This is a genomic window from Candidatus Dependentiae bacterium (assembly GCA_016871815.1).
Lineage (GTDB): Bacteria > Babelota > Babeliae > Babelales.
Genome location: VHBT01000037.1, coordinates 1 through 3,546 on the forward strand (window position 1 = coordinate 1; position 3,546 = coordinate 3,546).

The window sequence follows — 3,546 nt, forward strand, 5'->3', positions numbered from 1 at the left end:
ATCTGCTGGGAAAATTGTTTGTTGCCGGTAATGCAACCTATTATACCCTGCCAGGAAAACATCTTGCATCAGGTGGCTGTGTAAAAGTGGTTGATCGAAGTGCTGGTGATGATGCGATGCATCCGCCTGTTGATATTTTTAAAAAAGATATGCAAATAAGCGAAATAGCAGAAGTTTTTGCAGATGGTGCTCGTGTGATGACCATGAATGGCGATGTGTATGTGTACAGAGCATAAAAGCCAAAAGGTAAAAGAAAGGTTGTATTTCATGATGACTGGGTATAAAAAAATCGAAAAAAAATCTTTTTTTCGAGCGATGCTTTTTGTGATAGCTCTTTTTTTGGCACCGGTGCAAAGGATAAATGCCGCATATGTAACTAATTTTTTTCGTCCTCAAGATGTCGCTTTCTTTCCTTCAAGTTCATTAAAATCACGTGCGTTTATAGCGGGAGCATTTGTTGAGCATGGTTTTTCTTCGGTGCGAGGGTACGACGAAGATGGCAAGGTAACTGATTTACTTAAGATTTATAATCCTATTCAGTCGGCGCAGGCGATGCTTGCAGACTCGCATACAACATTTTTGGACTCAGAAAATCCAGAGCGATGGTTTGCAAATCCTGTTCAGCAAACATATGACGGCGAGTGGGGACAATTTCAGGTCTCTGGAAAATTTCAGCAATCCGTCGTTACTTTTTGGATAAAAGGAGCTCTCCCTGTCGGTGATTTTTTCCCGGGTAAATTTTCTATCGCGGCTTATCTGCCAATAAAATCATGCAGCGTTGATGATGTTGATTGGAAAGATCTATCAAACCCCTATGTTCTTGGTGGTGAAGAGCGCATAAATGGTTTTACTAGCAGGTTGAAAGAGTTTGCGATGAAAGTTGGTAAGCTTGATTTGCATCGATGGAGTAAGGTTGGACAAGGAGACTTGACGATTATGCTCGATTGGAACCATGGATTTAAGCAGGAACTTGATTTTATTAAGCGAATTCGACTTGAGGCTGGCTTTGGGGTAGTTATTCCAACTGCGCGTTCAGTGGACTCTGATGTTAATCATGTGTTTGCGATTCCATTCGGTACAGATACATCGTGGGGAATTCCGGTAAAAGGATGTTTAGAAATGGGAGTGCATGATCGAGTTTCTGTTGGTGTTGGCGTTGATATGTTGTGGTTAAGTGATATTACAAAAACACGAAGACTTAAAACTGATCCAGCTCAAACAGATTGTTTGCTTCTTTCTAAGGGGCGAGTGAGAATGCAGCATGCACGTACATGGCGATTTAGTTTGTTTTCATCAATCGATTTGCCGGTTGATGGATTGTCTGTTTCTGCGTTGTATCATTTCTCAAAAACCGGCGATCATACATTAATTCCAGAAGATAATGATTTTAATAATTCAGTGGTTAACTCTTCTGAATCAATCAAAGAATCGTCAACGCATGACATTGTCTTTAAAGGTTCATTTGCTTCAGAAAATAAAGGTGGGTTTACTGCGCCATCGTTTAGTGGATTTGTAAAGGTTCCAGTTGGCGGCATGCGTTCGATTAAAGCGATGACCTGGGGTGGCGAATTTACCTTTGCGTTTTAATTAAGTAAAAATAAAAAAAGCCGATTCGGTAAAATGAATCGGCTTTTTTTAATAAATAACGGGCGTCTTATGCTTCAAAAGCTAACAGAGCGTCTTGAAGATATGCAATTCGCTTTTCAATTTTTGCTGGCGAGAGAACAGATCCATTTCTTTTGTGGCATTCATGTCTGGGCAAAAGTGGTTCCCCGTTTGCAAGTAAATTAAGCGCTTCTTGGAATGTTTGAATATCACTTTGCATTGCATCTGCAAGCATTTCACGGGTATCAACATAGGTTAATGCATTTTGTTTAAGATAATTAATATCAGTTTTGAATTGACCAAAGTCGGCATTAATAATGCTTCCATAGACAAATACAACAAAAAGGTAAAAAAGAGTTTTGATTTTCATATATTTTTCCTAACAATAGTGTTTGTTTTTATAAAATAACCACATTTATATTCTATGTGAAACAATTATTGGTAGCGATTGGGTAGCTGTTAAAAGAAGAAAAGAGCCGTTTTTTACCTTTTTTGAGGTTATCTGCTGCTTAAAGATGTCAATTCTCTACGCGCGAGTGATTCTGGTTCCGGAAGACCCCATTCGGTTGCAAGCAAGGTTATTTTTTCTTTAAGAAAGGCGATTCTTTGATCAATTTCTTCTGAAGAGAGGGCAATTCCTGGTTCTAAGATAAAATTTTTAGAGATTTTTATTTCATCAGATAGGTCTTTTGCTTTTTCTAGTCCGATAACACAATAGGTTAACAATAGTAGAAATTGTGTTTTTTCAGCAGGCGTTTTTTCATTCTGAGAGATGCTTCGCTCTTCCCAGGTTGTTTTGAATTGATCAAAAGATTCAGCTTTTACGGGGTTCAAGAAAAATATAAAACCGAAAAAAAGAAATATGATTTTTTTAAACATATATATTACCGTTTAGTGGATGAGGGGGTGCTTTATTGATTAGTCTAAGTTCAGTCTTATTTTTTCCAAATTTATTTTAAATTCAGCACTTTTTCTACTTATTTTAGGAGCTTTTGTGCGAAAAAGGGCTCTGTAATTTACAGAGCCCTTTTTGTTGTTAAGTTGCTTAGTCCCAACTCAGAGCACCGGCACTTTGATACTCGGTGACACGTGTTTCAAAGAAGTTTTTTTCTTTTGGCAGATCGGTTGATTGCGACATCCAGAGTAGCGGATTTTCTGTTTTGTATAATTTTGGTAAGCCAAGTCTTTCCAGCCTGCGGTCTGCGATGTATTCAACGTATGCGCAAAATTGATTTGGATGAATCCCAACGATTCCTTCGGGGCACGCTTTGAGAGCATATGCTTTTTCTAGTTCAACGGCTTGCTGAATGAGATCTAGAATATTCGCTTGAAATTCTGCCGTCCAAATTTGAGGATTTTCAAATTTAATGGTGTTAATTAGATCGCAACCAAATGCCAGGTGAATGCTTTCATCACGCATGATGTACTCAAATTGTTGGCCGATACCAACCATTTTTTGCTGACGCTTGAGTGCAAGCATCATCGCAAAACCTGCGTAGAAAAAGATACCTTCCATGATTACGTAATATCCAATCAGATCATGCAGAAATTTTTGAATATGATCTGTTCCTTCGGTGTGAAAATTTGGATCGAGCATTGACTTGGTCAGGTTGACAACAAAATCGTCTTTGGCTTTGATGACTGGTTCGGTTTCGTACATGGTGTAGATTTTGTCTGGATCAAGACCAAGTGAATCACAGCAGTAGATAAATGTATCAGTGTGAATTGCTTCTTCGAATGCTTGACGCAGTAAATATTGGCGAGCTTCTGGGTTGGTGACATGTTTGTACACCGAAAGGACCAGGTTATTTGCGGTGAGCGATTCGGCGGTGGAAAAAAATCCAAGGTTAAACAAAATTAAATGTCGTTCTGCGGCAGAAAGTGCGGTTGGCGATTTCCATTGTTCAACATCTTTTTGCATGGAAATTTCTTCTGGGGTCC

The 3,546-nt window shown here is 38.8% G+C and carries 4 protein-coding genes; 1 reads left to right on the top strand and 3 read right to left on the bottom strand.

The features are described 5' to 3' along the window. Nucleotides 1-267: 267 nt before the first annotated feature. On the top strand, nucleotides 268-1,587 hold the full coding sequence (locus FJ366_04185; protein ID MBM3894765.1) for a hypothetical protein: 1,320 nt from the start codon (nucleotides 268-270) through the stop codon (nucleotides 1,585-1,587). Between the two features lie 67 nt (nucleotides 1,588-1,654). Here the strand turns inward: FJ366_04185 and FJ366_04190 are convergent, their stop codons facing one another. From FJ366_04190 to FJ366_04200, 3 genes are all read right to left on the bottom strand, one after another. Then, nucleotides 1,655-1,975 carry a hypothetical protein gene (locus tag FJ366_04190; protein MBM3894766.1) on the bottom strand — a complete coding sequence of 107 codons (321 nt, stop codon included), beginning with the start codon at nucleotides 1,973-1,975 and terminating at the stop codon, nucleotides 1,655-1,657. A 128-nt stretch (nucleotides 1,976-2,103) separates the two neighbouring features. Next, entirely contained in the window at nucleotides 2,104-2,484 is a 381-nt protein-coding gene (locus tag FJ366_04195; protein ID MBM3894767.1) for a hypothetical protein, read from the bottom strand. Between the two features lie 166 nt (nucleotides 2,485-2,650). Next, on the bottom strand, nucleotides 2,651-3,546 hold an 896-nt coding region (locus FJ366_04200), incomplete at its 5' end, for a ribonucleotide-diphosphate reductase subunit beta (GenBank protein ID MBM3894768.1).